Below are 12,906 nucleotides of genomic sequence, written 5' to 3'. Positions count from 1 at the left end.
TTAGGACATATCGGACCGATGGCCGCCGTGACCGGTGTCTTTGACGTGACTCTGATGCGTCCGCGGCCATGGCGCCCGGGGGCCGCCACCTCAAGGGCCTGCCCCGACACGGCACGCGGCGCCCATCCCGTGACGGCACTCCATCCCGCCATGGCGGCCGGACAGCCGGATGGGCCGCACCCCCGCCCGGGGAGTGCGGCCCATCCGTCGTACGTGACCGCTGTCGGCGATCCGTCGTGCGTGACCGGCCTCAGCGGACCTCGGTGATCTCGGGGCCCCGCTGCAGCTGACCCATGCCTCCGGAGAAGCGCGAGCCTTCCTGCTCCTCCTGCTGGACACCCTCGGGCACCATCTGGGCGTCGTCGGGCAGCTTGAGGACGATCGGGTCGCGCGGAGCCATCGGGCCCTCGCCGCGTACGACGACCGTGTCCCGGAAGATCTGCTCAAGCAGACCGGCGGCCTCCGGCTGCACCGCTCCCTGGCCGGAGATCACTCCGCGCAGGAACCAGCGGGGGCCGTCGACGCCGACGAAGCGCACGAGCTGCACACCGCCGGTGCCGTCGGGGAGCTGGACCGGTACCTGGGCCCGAAGTTCCCATCCGAGCGGGCCCTCGACCTCGTCGATGATGCCGCCCTGCTGGGTGATGCCCGAGGCGATCTCCTCGCGGACCTCGCCCCAGATGCCTTCCTTCTTGGGCGCGGCGAACGCCTGGAGCTGCACCGCGCTGTCGCGCAGGACGACCGTGGCGGCGACGATGGCGTCGCCCGCCACCTCGACGCGCAGCTCCATGCCCTCGACTCCGGGCACGAAGAGGCCGCCCAGATCGACCCGACCCTCGCCGGGCTTGGAGACCTCGGAGAGGTCCCAGGGGCCGTCGGGCCGCGGCGCCGGCGGAAGATTCGTCCGGCGGGGGCCGTCCTCGTCGTCGGCAAACTCCGTGTCGCGCTCGGCAGACAAGTCTGCGACGCGCTCGGCCTCGCCCGTTGCGTCCGCGTCCTCCGCGGAACCACTCTTCTTGCGACGTCCGAACACGTCACTGTCCTTCCCGGTCGGATACGGCCGAAGCGTATCGATTCCCACCCGTAGAGCCGTCCACGACGGAGTGACCGCCGGTGGACCCGAAGCCCCCTTCGGCCCGCGCCGAGCCGGGAAGCTCCGCCACCTCGTGGAAGCGCACCTTCTCGACCTGCTGGACGACCAGTTGGGCAATCCGGTCGAACCGATCGAACCGCACGCTCTCGCGCGGGTCGAGGTTGACCACGATCACCTTGATCTCCCCACGGTACCCGGCATCCACGGTCCCCGGGGCATTCACGAGGGCTACTCCGCAGCGGGCGGCGAGACCCGATCGCGGGTGCACGAACGCCGCGTACCCGTCGGGGAGGGCGATGGACACCCCCGTCGGCAGCACCGCGCGCTCACCGGGGGCGAGTTCGGCGGCCTCGCAGGTCACCAGATCGGCACCGGCATCGCCGGGATGCGCGTACGCCGGCAGCGGAACCTCGGGGTCCACACGACGGATCAGCACGTCGACAGGATGGGGCATCAGGGGTTCACCTCGAAGGCGCGTGCGCGCCGGATCTGGTCGGGGTCGGCCATGGCCGCGCGGATCTCCTCCGTACGGCCGTTGTCGATGAAGTGGTCGACCTTGACCTCGATGAAGAGAGCGTTGGCGCGGACGGCGACGGGCCCTTCGGGTCCGCCGATCCGGCCCACGGCGGTGGAGTAGATCTTGCGGCCGGCGACGGCGGTGACCTCGGCCTTCAGATGGAGCACGGTGTCCACGGGCACCGGACGCACGAAGTCGGTCTCCAGCCGGCCGGTGACCGCGATGGTCCGCAGCAGCCAGTTCAGCGAGCCGAGCGTCTCGTCCAGGGCGGTGGCGAGCACCCCGCCGTGTGCGAGGCCCGGCGCTCCCTGGTGGGCCTCCTTGACGGTGAACTCGGCGGTGATGCTCACGCCTTCACCGGCACGCGCCTGGAGATGGAGTCCGTGGGGCTGACCCTCGCCGCAGCCGAAGCAGTGGTCGTAGTGCGCGCCGAGGAGTTCACCGGGGGCCGGGGCATCGGGGTGCCGGGCAGGCGCTATGGCGTCGGCCGGCGGGATCAGAGCCGAGGCCCGGTCCTGGCGGTCTCCCCGCGTCCCGGGGGCGGAGGGAGAGGATCCGGGGTTCTCCCCCCGGGATTTCGCAGTACTCACAGGCGCAGACCTTACCCGCGCGCATACCCCCCGGCCGCACCGTGCCAAGCTTGACCGCATGCAGCCTTCCGCCCCGCACTACGACGAACGTCTGACCGCTCCCGCTTCGTGGTGGGCCATCACCGCTCTCCTCGGCATCTCGGGCGGTCTCGTCGCCCTCCCGCTCGGCACACTGCCGATGCTCGCGGGGCTCGTGGGCGCCTTCGCGGTGGCGGCTTTGGTGGTCAGTTCCTACGGTTCCGTCCGCATCCGGGTGGTGGCCGGCTCGCTGGTCGCGGGCGATGCCCGGATCCCGCTGACTGCGCTCGGGGAGCCCGTGGTGCTGGACGCCGAGGAGGCGCGGGCCTGGCGGTCGTACAAGGCCGATCCGCGGGCGTTCATGCTGCTGCGCAGCTACGTGCCCACCGCGCTGAAGGTCGAGATCACGGACCCGGACGACCCGACTACGTACGTGTATGTGTCGACGCGCGATCCGCAGGCACTGGCGGCGGCGGTCACGGCGGTGCGGGCGGCCTGACAGCCGGGCCGGGCGTCGGGCTCAGTGCCCGAGCTCCCGGGGCCACTGGCTCGCGTCCAAGGCGTCCTTGTGCTGTTCCAGGGGCGGCAGAGCGGGCAGGGCGTCCCAGGGCACCTGCCGGGTGCGCAGATCCTTGCGGATGCGGTCCGCGAGCTTCTTGGTGTCCCGTCGGTTCATCACCGCGCCGACCGCGGCGCCGACCATGAACGGCATCAGGTTCGGCAGGTTGCGGATCGTGCGCTTCATGATCTGCTGGCGCAGCTCGCGCTTGAGACCGCCGCTCAGCGCGACGTTCTTGTAGGTGGCCGGCTTGGTCACGTCGAGCCCGCGCTCCTCCGACCAGGCGGTCAGATACGCGGTGCTGCGCTCCCTGAGATTGCCTTCCGGCCGCATGCCGTAGACCTCGTGGAGCTCGGCGATGAGCTTCAGTTCGATCGCCGCGACGCCGGCGATCTCCGCGGCCAGTTCGGCCGGCATCGCCGGAGGTACGGGCATCATCGCCGCGGCTCCGATGCCCGCGCCCACCGTGGAGGTGGCGTTGGCAGCGCCCGCGACGAGTTTGTCAGCGAGCTGCTCGGGGCCGAGGGCCGGGAACTGCCGGCGGAGCGTGTCGAGATCACGCACCGGCACACGCGGTGCGATCTCGATGATCCGGTCCGCGAGGTGGCCGAGCGCCGCCCTGGCGCCCTCGCCGCTCCTGCGGACACCCTGGCGCATCGCGGCCAGACGCCCCGGCTTGGCCGGGGTCCCGGGTTCGTCCGCCGCGTGCGGGGGTTCTTCGAGCGAGGCCGGACGGCCCCGCCCGTCGTCTCCTGCGCCGTGAGGCAGGAGGACGGCCGAGTGCCCGTCAGAAGGCGTGGCGCCTTCTGCGGGTCCCGAACCGCCCTGGAGCGTCTCCGACGGTTTCTGACGCCGGAAACGCCGCTTCCTGGACGGTGTGTCGCCTGCCACGGCCGACCTGCCCTCAGTCGCAGTCGCGGCAGATGGGCTGGCCGTTCTTCTCGCGCGCCAGCTGACTGCGGTGGTGCACGAGGAAGCAGCTCATGCAGGTGAACTCATCGGCCTGCTTGGGAAGGACCCGGACGGCCAGTTCCTCGTTGGAAAGGTCCGCGCCGGGCAGTTCCATGCCCTCGGCTGCCTCGAACTCGTCGACGTCGACGGTCGAGGTCGACTTGTCGTTCCGGCGGGCCTTCAGTTCCTCAAGGCTGTCGGAATCGACGTCGTCGTCGGTCTTGCGTGGGGTGTCGTAGTCCGTTGCCATGTCGCTCTCCCCCTCTGGGTGGTTGCAGTGTCTCCAGCGCACGTAACGCGTGAGAGGCCGGACTTGTGCCCGACCTGAGGCGGAGATTTTGCCTCACATCAAGGTCTGTTACTCAATCGACACCCAACCGGATCCCTCGAGAGGTGATCCGTTGAGTGGCGAAGGGGACCGTACACGGTCCGAATGCTGCACTTCACAGCGCCACCCCGTGTACTTCCCGTGATCCGGACCCCCGGAAACCCGGACTTTTCCCGGCTTTCCGGCAAGAGTCTTGATCACGGAGAGTAGATGGCCTGAAATTCATATCTGTGATCGATCCCACACCCTCAACTTCGGAACAGGTCCCGAAAATTCCGCGTAAAGCGAACTAAGTGCGCAGGTGCCGACCACTGTCTCAGACGGGCAGGGTGACTCGCATCACGAGGCCTCCGCCCTCGCGAGGCTCCGCGATGATACGGCCTCCGTGAGCCCTGGCCACCGAGCGGGCGATCGAGAGCCCCAGGCCGACGCCCTTGTCGCTGCCCGTGCGCTCCTGCCGCAGCCGTCTGAACGGCTCGAAGAGGTTGTCGATCTCGTACGCGGGAACCACCGGTCCGGTGTTCGACACCACCAGGACCGCCTGGCCGCCCTCCGTGTCCGTGGTGACCTCCACCCAGCCGTCGTCCGGCACGTTGTAGCGCACGGCGTTCTGTACGAGGTTCAGCGCGATCCGCTCCAGCAGGACACCGTTGCCCTGCACGGTGGCGGGCCCGCGCTCGCCGCGGATCTCCACGCCCTTGGCCTCCGCCTCGCCCCGTGTCTGGTCGACCGCGCGGGTCGCGACCTCCGCCAGGTCCACCGGTTTGCGCTCGATGACCTGGTTGTCGCTGCGGGCGAGCAGCAGCAGCCCCTCGACGAGCTGTTCGCTGCGCTCGTTGGTGGCCAGCAGGGTCTTGCCGAGCTGCTGGAGCTCCACCGGTGCCCCGGGATCGGAGAGGTGGACCTCCAGCAGCGTGCGGTTGATGGCGAGAGGGGTCCGTAGCTCGTGCGAGGCGTTCGCGACGAAGCGCTGCTGGGCGGTGAAGGCCCGCTCCAGGCGGTCCAGCATCTCGTCGAAGGTGTCGGACAGTTCCTTCAGCTCGTCGTCGGGGCCGTCCAGTTCGATACGGCGCGAGAGGTCCGAGCCGGCGACCTGGCGGGCGGTGCGGGTGATCCGGCCGAGCGGCGACAGGACGCGGCCCGCCATGGCGTAGCCGAAGGCGAAGGCGATGATGCTGAGCCCGAGCAGCGCGAAGAGTGAGCGGCGCAGCAGGTTGTCCAGGGCGATCTCGCGCTGGTGCGAGACGCAGGCCCGCAGGGCGGCGTTCGCCTCGTCGGCGGAGAGGTCCGAGGTGAGGCCGGCACAGCTGTTGTCGGTCAGCTGCACCCTGCTGTCGGGGAGCAGCTTGATCGGCACGCCGTTGCCGGCGTGCAGGGCCTGCGCGGTCAGCAGATAGATGATCGACAGCAGCAGGATGCCCGCGATCAGGAACATCCCGCCGTACAGCAGCGTGAGCCGTATCCGGATGGTCGGACGCAACAGGGGGCGTACCGGGTCGCGCGGGTCCCAGGTCGGCTTCGGGGGCGCCTCGGGCGGCGCGGGAGCGGCGGTCACGGGGTCAGATCCGGTATCCGGAGCCGGGCACGGTGACGATCACGGCCGGTTCGCCGAGCTTGCGGCGCAGGGTCATGACGGTCACGCGCACGACGTTGGTGAACGGGTCGGTGTTCTCGTCCCAGGCCTTCTCCAGCAGCTGCTCGGCCGAGACGACCGCGCCCTCGCTGCGCATCAGGACTTCGAGGACCGCGAACTCCTTGGGGGCGAGCTGGATCTCCCTGCCGTCGCGGAAGATCTCCCGGCGATTGGGGTCCAGCTTGATCCCGGCTCGCTCCAGGACCGGCGGCAGCGGCACCGTCGTACGCCGGCCGAGCGCGCGCACCCGGGCGGTGAGCTCGGTGAAGGCGAAGGGCTTCGGCAGATAGTCGTCGGCACCGAGCTCCAGGCCCTCGACCCGGTCGCTGACGTCACCGGATGCCGTCAGCATCAGCACGCGGGTCGGCATGCCGAGTTCGACGATCTTCCGGCAGACGTCGTCGCCGTGGACGAGGGGCAGGTCGCGGTCCAGGACGACCACGTCGTAGTCGTTGACACCGATCCGTTCCAGGGCCGCCGAGCCGTCGTACACGACGTCGACGGCCATGGCCTCCCGGCGTAGTCCGGTGGCCACCGCATCGGCGAGCAGCTGCTCGTCCTCGACGACGAGTACGCGCACGTCGCGTTCCTTCCTCCGGGGCCCGTCACCCATGATCAGGGCTGGTTGAGCACTGTCTGTGTGTCTCCATCCTGCCCGTTACGCGCGTAAACCGGCTGTAAGGCGCAGACGGCCGGCCCCGGCGGACCAGGGTCTTCCGGAAAGGGGCGGATTCCTGGGCCGGTTGAGGTTTCCCTGAGGGAGGCGCCGGGGAGGACGACTAAACACCCGCGATCACGCCCTGTGATGTGGCACGCCACAACCTGTTCCAGGGTGGATCACCCCACCTCTGCTGCGGCAGGGGGACCCCGAAGGCACACCCCCGTGCCACCGACCCACGACGAGGGGGCGCACATGGACGCATTCACCGCAGGACTGCTTCAGCGCATAAAGGCCGCAGAGACCGACCTGACACTGGCGCGTGAGACGGGCGACGACTTCCTTGCGGATGTCGAGCAGGCCGAGCTGGACGACCTGCACCGCCTGGCCGCCGAGCACGGTGTGCACGTCGACGAGGAGCAGCGGGTCGGCGCAGCCTGACGCCGGACCACGCACAGGGGCCCCGGCGCCGCGGGACGGCGTCGGGGCCCCTGTGCGTGCTGGTTCCGTCGCGTGCGCGGGGTTCCGTACGCGGGGTTCCGTGCGCGGGGAGGGGCGTCAGTCGTGCCAGGCCCCGAACTCCTCCAGCAGCCCCTGGAGCGGCTCGAAGACGCCCGGGCCCGCCGCCAGCGTGAGGTCGTAGGACGGCCGCTCCCCGGGGCGCCCGCCGGTCAGCGCGCCCGCCTCGCGGGCGATGAGGTCACCGGCCGCGAGGTCCCAGGGACTCAGCCCGCGCTCGTAGTACCCGTCGAGGCGGCCCGCCGCGACGTCGCAGAGGTCCACGGCCGCCGAACCGCTGCGGCGGATGTCGCGCAGCAGTGGGATCAGCCGCTGGGCCACGTCCGCCTGGTGGCTGCGCACGGTCGCCACGTAGTTGAAGCCGGTCGAGACGAGGGCCTCCGCCAGCGGGGGTGCGGGCCGGCAGCGCAGCGGCCGGTCATTGGCGTAGGCGCCGCCGCCGGTCACCGCACGGTAGGTCTCCCGGCGCATGGGGGCCTCGACGACACCGACGAGCGTTTCGCCGTCGCGCTCGGCGGCGATGGAGACGGCCCAGGTCGGCAGGCCGTACAGATAGTTCACCGTGCCGTCGAGCGGGTCGACGACCCAGCGGATTCCGCTGGTGCCGGCGGTGGAGGCGCCCTCCTCGCCGAGTACGCCGTCTTCGGGACGGCGTTCGGCCAGGAAACCGGTGATCAGCTTCTCGGCGGCGATGTCCATCTCGGTGACGACGTCGATGGGACTGGACTTGGTGGCGGCGACGCCGAGGTCGGCGGGGCGGCCGTCCCGCAGCAGCTCCCCCGCCCGCCGGGCGGCCTCCAGGGCGATGTCGAGCAGTTCGGACAGGAGAGGGTCGGTCACGGCGACTCCTTGGGCGTACGGATCATGCGTACGGGCTGTCGGCGCCGGCGGCCGCGGGACGAGGAGCCCGGGCGGGGCAGCAGCCGATGGGGCAGAGGTCGTGGGAGGGGCCGAGGGCGCCCAGCGCGCAGCGCTCGGCGGGTGCTCCGCGCTCGGCGGCGGCGCGCTCCAGCACCAGGTCGCGGATGGCTCCGGCGAAGCGCGGGTCGGCGCCCACGGTCGCCGACCGGCGTACGGGCAGCCCCAGCTCGGCCGCCTTGGCGGTGGCCTCGGTGTCGAGGTCGTACAGGACCTCCATATGGTCGGAGACGAAGCCGATCGGCACCATCACCACCGCCGGAACGCCGGAGCCGTGCAGCTCCTCCAGGTGGTCGCAGATGTCCGGCTCCAGCCACGGGATGTGCGGGGCGCCGCTGCGGGACTGGTAGACGAGCTCCCAGGGGTGCTCGATGCCCGTCCGCGCGTGCACGGCGTCGGCGATCTGCCGGGCCACGTCCAGGTGCTGGCGTACGTAGGCGCCGCCGTCCCCGTGGTCCTCGACGGGGCCCGAGGTGTCGGCCGCGGCGGTCGGGATCGAGTGGGTGGTGAAGGCGAGGTGCGCTCCTTCGCTCACCTCGGCGGGGAGGTCCGCGAGGGCGCGCAGCACGCCCTCGGTCATGGGGCCGACGAAGCCGGGGTGGTTGAAGTAGTGCCGCAGCTTGTCGACGCGCGGGAGCTCCAGCCCCTCCGCCTCCAGGGTGGCGAGCGCGTCCGCGAGGTTCTCGCGGTACTGGCGGCAGCCCGAGTACGAGGCGTAGGCGCTGGTGGCGAGGACCGCGATACGACGGTGGCCGTCGCGGGTCATCTCGCGGAGGGTGTCGGTCAGATACGGCGCCCAGTTGCGATTGCCCCAGTACACCGGCAGATCCAGTCCGTGGTCCGCGAAGTCCATGCGCAGGGCGCCCAGGAGGGCACGGTTCTGGTCGTTGATGGGGCTGACGCCGCCGAACAGGAAGTAGTGCTGCCCCACCTCCTTGAGCCGCTCCGTGGGGATACCGCGGCCGCGCGTCACGTTCTCCAGGAACGGAACGACATCGTCCGGGCCCTCGGGGCCGCCGAAGGAGAGCAGCAGCAGGGCGTCGTAGGGGCTGGGATCGCGATCGTCGGACATGAAAACGATCCTGCCACCACCCCCGCGCCGTCCGTCGGGGACCCACCCCACGCAGGCGAACCGGAAACTGCGGTGCGCGGCCTCCCCCAGCGGACGTAATCTGTCAACGTCACTGATACGCCTTACGGAGCGCCCCGTTGCCGAGTCCCTACCGCGCCATCTTCGCCGCCCCCGGCAGCAAGGGTTTCTCCTTCGCGGGGTTCTTCGGCCGTATGCCGCTGTCGATGATGGGCATCGGCGTCGTGACCATGATTTCCCAGCTCACCGGGCGGTACGGGCTGGCCGGCGCGCTCTCGGCGACGCTGGCCATATCGGCCGCGGTGATGGGCCCGCAGATCTCCCGGCTGGTGGACCGGCACGGCCAGGCCAGAGTGCTGCGTCCGGCCACCCTCGCGTCGGTGGCCGCCGTGGCGGGCCTGCTCGTCTGCGCGCAGCAGGGTGCGCCGGACTGGACGCTGTTCGTCTTCTCGGCCGCGGCCGGGTGCGTGCCGAGCGTGGGCTCGATGGTCCGCGCCCGGTGGGCCGCGATCTACCGGGGCTCGCCCCGCGAACTGCACACCGCGTACGCGTGGGAGTCGATCGTCGACGAGGCGTGCTTCATCCTCGGTCCGATCGTCGCCATCGGTCTGTCCACGGCGTGGTTCCCCGAGGCGGGACCGCTGCTGGCGGCCGTCCTGCTGCTCATCGGCGTCTTCTGGCTGACCGCGCAGCGCTCCACCGAGCCGGTGCCGCATCCGCGCGAGCAGCACACCAGGGCGTCGGCGATGCGCTCCGGCGGACTTCAGGTCCTGGTGCTCACCTTCGTGGCCACGGGCGCGATCTTCGGAGCGGTCGACGTGGTCACCGTGGCGTTCGCGGAGGAACAGGGGCACAAGGCCGCGGCCAGCGTCGTGCTGGCGGTCTACGCGCTCGGCTCCTGCGTCGCGGGCCTCGTCTTCGGACTGCTGCACCTGAAGGGCCCGGCCGGCCGGAGGTGGCTGGTGGGAGTCTGCGCGATGGCCGTGAGTATGATCCCCCTCCAACTGGCCGGGAGCCTCACCTTCCTGGCCGTGGCGCTCTTTGTCGCGGGCCTGTCCATCGCACCGACGATGGTGACCACGATGGCTCTCGTCGAAGCGCACGTACCGCGCACCAAACTGACCGAAGGCATGACCTGGATCAGCACCGGCCTCGCGGTCGGAGTGGCGCTCGGCTCCTCGGCCGCCGGCTGGACGGTCGATGCCGCCGGAGCGGAGGCGGGGTACGCGGTGCCCGCTGTCGCGGGAGCCGTCGCGGCCGTGGTGGCGTTCCTGGGGTATCGCCGGCTGAACAGGCCGGTGCCGACGCGGGAGGGGCGGGCCGATGAGCACGATCAGCACGACGAGCACGAGCCGCACGTGGCGTAACTGGGCCGGAAACGTCTCCGCTCGCCCGGCCAGGGAGGCTTCCCCCGCATCGGCCGAGGAGGTCGCCGACGTCGTACGGCAGGCGGCCGAGGCCGGTCTGCGGGTGAAGACGGCGGGTGCCGGTCACTCCTTCACGGCCGTCGCCGCCACGGACGGACTGCTGATACGGCCCGACCTGCTCACGGGCATCCGGCACATCGACCGAACGGCGATGACCGTGACCGTCGAGTCGGGCACCCCGCTGAAGCGGCTGAACGCGGCCCTCGCCCGGGAGGGCCTGTCGCTCACGAACATGGGCGACATCATGGAGCAGACGGTGGCGGGCGCCACCAGCACCGGTACCCATGGCACGGGCCGCGAGTCCGCCTCGATCGCCGCCCAGATCAGGGGACTCGAACTGGTGACGGCCGACGGCTCGTTGCTGACGTGCTCGGAGAGGGAGCGTCCTGAGGTCTTCGCGGCGGCCCGGATCGGTCTCGGCGCTCTCGGCGTGATCACGGCGATCACCTTCGCCGTGGAGCCGATCTTTCTGCTGAGGGCGCGCGAGGAACCGATGACCTTCGACAGGGTCACCGCGGAGTTCGACGCGCTGCACGCGGAGAACGAGCACTTCGAGTTCTACTGGTTCCCGCACACCGGCAACTGCAACACCAAGCGCAACAACCGCAGCATGGGCCCGGCGGCCCCTCCCGGCACGGTCAGCGGCTGGATCGAGGACGAGCTGCTCTCCAACGGGCTGTTCCAGGTGGTCAATTCGGTGGGCCGGACCGTACCGGCGACCATCCCCGCGATCGCCAAGGTCTCCAGCCGGGCGCTGTCCGCCCGCACCTACACCGACATCCCGTACAAAGTCTTCACTTCACCGCGCCGGGTGCGCTTCATGGAGATGGAATACGCGCTCCCGCGGGAGACCGCGGTGGCTGCGCTGCGCGAGGTGAAGGCAATGATCGAGCGCTCCCCGCTCAGGGTCAGCTTCCCGGTGGAGGTCCGCACGGCCCCGGCCGACGACATCACGCTGTCCACGGCCTCGGGCCGGGAGAGCGCCTACATCGCGGTGCACATGTACCGCGGGACGCCCTACCAGTCGTACTTCACGGCGGTCGAGCGCATCATGACCGCGCACGGCGGCCGGCCGCACTGGGGCAAGGTGAATACCCGTGACGCGGAGTACTTCGCCGAGGTGTACCCGCGCTTCGGCGAGTTCACGGCGCTGCGTGACCGGCTGGACCCGGAGCGGCGGTTCGGGAACGACTATCTCCGGCGGGTCCTGGGCGACTGACCGCTCACTGGGCGTCCCCGGCCCGGAGACCGTTCACCGGCTGTCGTCAGTACCCGCGTCCGTTCACCGGCCGTCGTCGGTGCCGCAGTCCGTTCACCGGGCGCCGTCGGTGCCCGCGTCCGCGCCGGTTCCTGTTCCGGTGCCGGAACCGGGATCCGGGGCGGAGCCGGACGGCGTGGGAGTCGGTGTGGGCGTGGGCGTGGGGCGCTGTGTCCCGTCGTCGCCGGTGGACGGCGACGAGTCGGGGGTGGTCGGCTCGGTGTGCGCTCCGTCGCCCTGCCGGCCGGTCCCGGAATCCTGTGAACGGCCGCTATCGGGGCTCGTGTTCGTCTCCCCCTCCGGAGAGCGCCCCTGATCGCGGTTGTCGTCGGGACTCTGCGACGGGCTGGTGGCCGGCGAGGGATTCCCGCTCTCCCCGCCCCCGCCGCCTCCGCCGCGGACGGCCGAGCCGACGGTCGTGCCGTTGCCGCCGCCCAGCTCGGACCCGGAGGCCACCTCGTACCCGGTGATCCCGAGCATGGCCACCCCGAACACCACGGACGCCGCGACGAGGGGCCGCTTCCAGCCGCGGACGCGGGTGCCATGGGTACTCGCCGCGCTGAACTCCTCCCGTGCTTCGTCCCGGTGGACCTGCCGGAGCATCTGTGTCGCGTCGTCGGCCGGAGGCAGCGGCACCTGACGGCCCCTCGGCTTCGCCTGGACCGTCACATCGCGGATCTGCTCTCCGGTGCGCCGGAAGAAGTGCTGGAACACCGAGCCGCCACAGGTGGCGATGACACTGACGAGGCCCGCCCCGATGATCGTGCCGTAGACGCCGAGTTGGGAGGCGAGCACCGCCGCCGCGATCGCCGCGAGCCCGCTGCCCGCCACTTGCGGGACGCTCAGGTCCAGTCGCTGTCCTCCCTCTTCCGTGCGCTGTGCTCCGGTGTCCGGCTTCTGATGCATCCTCAGTCCCTGCTTGCCCTTCTGTCACGTCTGTACCAATGAAGGACAAACGAGCGAAGTGAATAGTTCCCTTTGGGAAGATTCTGTGAATCACGACACCCGTCACCCACGCCCCCGCCCCGAACTGCCGTACGCAGGCAGAAGTTCGGCGGCGCGGCAGTCCACCCACATGGCCCGAATGGAGTACTGTGGCGAGCCCTGGGCCCGGCGTCCCTTGTGGATGCCAGGACCCCAGGTAGGGGGCCGAATGTGGCGCTCGATCCGGCGGCGCCGCGGTACCGCACGGGAACCTGCACGCAGAGTGACCGATGGTCACGCTGAGTGCCGAACAGGTAACCGTGCCATAACGGCGATCCAGGGCCTGTGCCCGACACGCCGGGCAACTCGGCAAGGTTGTGGCAGGCTGCACCCGGGCAGGCCACACTCGACTAGCGGAAGCAG

Annotated in this window: 14 protein-coding genes; 4 read left to right on the top strand and 10 right to left on the bottom strand. The window is 70.7% G+C overall.

The genetic code is table 11. The annotated features are described in order from the left end of the window. Positions 1 to 250 precede the first annotated feature (250 nt). From ABTX78_RS03380 to ABTX78_RS03370, 3 genes are read right to left on the bottom strand one after another with little or no spacing between them, the layout of a single operon-like run. Positions 251 to 1,033, bottom strand: a complete 783-nt coding sequence (locus tag ABTX78_RS03380; protein WP_352205127.1) for a DUF3710 domain-containing protein — start codon at positions 1,031 to 1,033, stop codon at positions 251 to 253. Position 1,034: 1 nt separating this feature from the next. Next, positions 1,035 to 1,550 carry a dUTP diphosphatase gene (dut, locus tag ABTX78_RS03375; protein WP_352205492.1) on the bottom strand — a complete coding sequence of 172 codons (516 nt, stop codon included), beginning with the start codon at positions 1,548 to 1,550 and terminating at the stop codon, positions 1,035 to 1,037. After that, the gene (locus ABTX78_RS03370) at positions 1,547 to 2,200 is read right to left on the bottom strand and encodes a PaaI family thioesterase (protein WP_502993748.1); all 654 of its coding nucleotides are present in this window, start codon (positions 2,198 to 2,200) and stop codon (positions 1,547 to 1,549) included. The genes dut and ABTX78_RS03370 overlap by 4 nt, the downstream gene beginning before the upstream one ends. 58 nt (positions 2,201 to 2,258) lie before the next feature. On the opposite strand from ABTX78_RS03370, the gene ABTX78_RS03365 reads away from it, so the two are divergent. After that, the gene (locus ABTX78_RS03365; protein WP_352205126.1) at positions 2,259 to 2,717 is read left to right on the top strand and encodes a DUF3093 domain-containing protein; all 459 of its coding nucleotides are present in this window, start codon (positions 2,259 to 2,261) and stop codon (positions 2,715 to 2,717) included. Positions 2,718 to 2,738: 21 nt separating this feature from the next. On the opposite strand, the gene ABTX78_RS03360 is transcribed toward ABTX78_RS03365, so the two are convergent. From ABTX78_RS03360 to ABTX78_RS03345, 4 genes are all read right to left on the bottom strand, one after another. Beyond that, positions 2,739 to 3,668, bottom strand: coding sequence for a hypothetical protein (locus ABTX78_RS03360; RefSeq protein WP_352205125.1), 930 nt, complete (start codon positions 3,666 to 3,668; stop codon positions 2,739 to 2,741). Between the two features lie 13 nt (positions 3,669 to 3,681). Next, positions 3,682 to 3,978 (bottom strand): DUF4193 domain-containing protein, encoded by a 297-nt coding sequence (locus ABTX78_RS03355; RefSeq protein WP_005310959.1) that lies wholly within the window; start codon positions 3,976 to 3,978, stop codon positions 3,682 to 3,684. 394 nt (positions 3,979 to 4,372) lie between these two features. Beyond that, positions 4,373 to 5,611: a sensor histidine kinase gene (locus ABTX78_RS03350; protein WP_352205124.1), complete on the bottom strand. Its 1,239-nt coding sequence runs from the start codon at positions 5,609 to 5,611 to the stop codon at positions 4,373 to 4,375. 4 nt (positions 5,612 to 5,615) lie between these two features. Further along, positions 5,616 to 6,269, bottom strand: coding sequence for a response regulator transcription factor (locus tag ABTX78_RS03345; protein WP_313943634.1), 654 nt, complete (start codon positions 6,267 to 6,269; stop codon positions 5,616 to 5,618). A gap of 333 nt (positions 6,270 to 6,602) precedes the next feature. Here ABTX78_RS03345 and ABTX78_RS03340 point away from each other — a divergent pair, with 333 nt between their 5' ends. Continuing rightward, positions 6,603 to 6,788, top strand: coding sequence for a hypothetical protein (locus ABTX78_RS03340; protein ID WP_313943635.1), 186 nt, complete (start codon positions 6,603 to 6,605; stop codon positions 6,786 to 6,788). Positions 6,789 to 6,905: 117 nt separating this feature from the next. Here ABTX78_RS03340 and ABTX78_RS03335 read toward each other — a convergent pair whose 3' ends face one another. Further along, a complete protein-coding gene (locus tag ABTX78_RS03335) occupies positions 6,906 to 7,706 on the bottom strand; it encodes an inositol monophosphatase family protein (RefSeq protein ID WP_352205123.1) in 801 nt (266 codons plus the stop codon). 22 nt (positions 7,707 to 7,728) lie between these two features. Then, complete coding sequence (locus ABTX78_RS03330; RefSeq protein WP_352205122.1) at positions 7,729 to 8,856, bottom strand: ferrochelatase; 1,128 nt, start codon at positions 8,854 to 8,856, stop codon at positions 7,729 to 7,731. 137 nt (positions 8,857 to 8,993) lie between these two features. On the opposite strand from ABTX78_RS03330, the gene ABTX78_RS03325 reads away from it, so the two are divergent. Together ABTX78_RS03325 and ABTX78_RS03320 are read left to right on the top strand one after the other, a co-directional pair. After that, complete coding sequence (locus ABTX78_RS03325) at positions 8,994 to 10,241, top strand: MFS transporter (protein ID WP_352205121.1); 1,248 nt, start codon at positions 8,994 to 8,996, stop codon at positions 10,239 to 10,241. Then, on the top strand, positions 10,198 to 11,520 hold the full coding sequence (locus ABTX78_RS03320) for a D-arabinono-1,4-lactone oxidase (protein ID WP_352205120.1): 1,323 nt from the start codon (positions 10,198 to 10,200) through the stop codon (positions 11,518 to 11,520). Before ABTX78_RS03325 ends, ABTX78_RS03320 begins: the two co-directional genes overlap by 44 nt. Before the next feature lie 93 nt (positions 11,521 to 11,613). Here ABTX78_RS03320 and ABTX78_RS03315 read toward each other — a convergent pair whose 3' ends face one another. Continuing rightward, positions 11,614 to 12,465, bottom strand: coding sequence for a hypothetical protein (locus ABTX78_RS03315; RefSeq protein ID WP_352205119.1), 852 nt, complete (start codon positions 12,463 to 12,465; stop codon positions 11,614 to 11,616). Between the last annotated feature and the right edge of the window lie 441 nt (positions 12,466 to 12,906).

Origin of the sequence: Streptomyces sp. NPDC096193 (genome assembly GCF_040302905.1) — a bacterium.
Taxonomy (GTDB): Bacteria; Actinomycetota; Actinomycetes; order Streptomycetales; family Streptomycetaceae; genus Streptomyces.
Note: the sequence above shows the minus strand (reverse complement) of the source record. Positions and strands in the feature narration are given on the sequence as shown.